Source organism: Streptomyces filipinensis (assembly GCF_014649495.1).
GTDB classification, from domain to species: Bacteria; Actinomycetota; Actinomycetes; order Streptomycetales; family Streptomycetaceae; genus Streptomyces; species Streptomyces filipinensis.
Genome location: NZ_BMTD01000096.1, coordinates 1 through 564, shown reverse-complemented (window position 1 = coordinate 564; position 564 = coordinate 1). Strand labels below are relative to the sequence as shown.

At 66.5% G+C, this 564-nt stretch carries 1 protein-coding gene; it reads right to left on the bottom strand.

What is annotated here, in order from left to right; genetic code table 11:
- The coding region (locus IE244_RS41640) for an acyltransferase domain-containing protein (RefSeq protein WP_191878774.1) at window positions 1-564 on the bottom strand (564 nt) is incomplete at both ends.

Sequence of the window (564 nt, the reverse complement as noted above, 5' to 3'; positions counted from 1 at the left end):
CTCCCCGAACTCCTCCAACATCGGATCCATCAACGGCGAATGGAACGCGTGACTGACCCTCAACCGGGACGTCTTACGACCCCGCTCACGGAAGACTTCGCCGACGGCGACAACCGCCTCTTCGGCGCCGGAGACCACGACGGACTGCGGGCCGTTGATCGCCGCGATACCGACCCCCTCGGACAGATGCGGCAGCACCTCGTCCTCGGTCGCCTGGACCGCCAGCATCGCACCACCCGCAGGCAACGCCTGCATCAGCGCCGCACGCGCCGACACCAACCTGGCCGCATCCCCGAGCGACAACACACCCGCCACATGAGCAGCCGCGATCTCACCCACCGAGTGACCGGCCACGTAATCCGGCCGCACACCCCACGACTCCAACAGCCGGAACAACGCCACCTCGACCGCGAACAACGCCGGCTGGGTGCAACCCGTCTGATGAAGCGTTTCCGCATCGACGTCGACCTCGACGTCCAACAGCGCACACACCTCGTCATACGCCGCCGCGAACACCGGGAACACATCGTAGAGTTCACGCCCCATCCCCAGCCGCTGCGAACC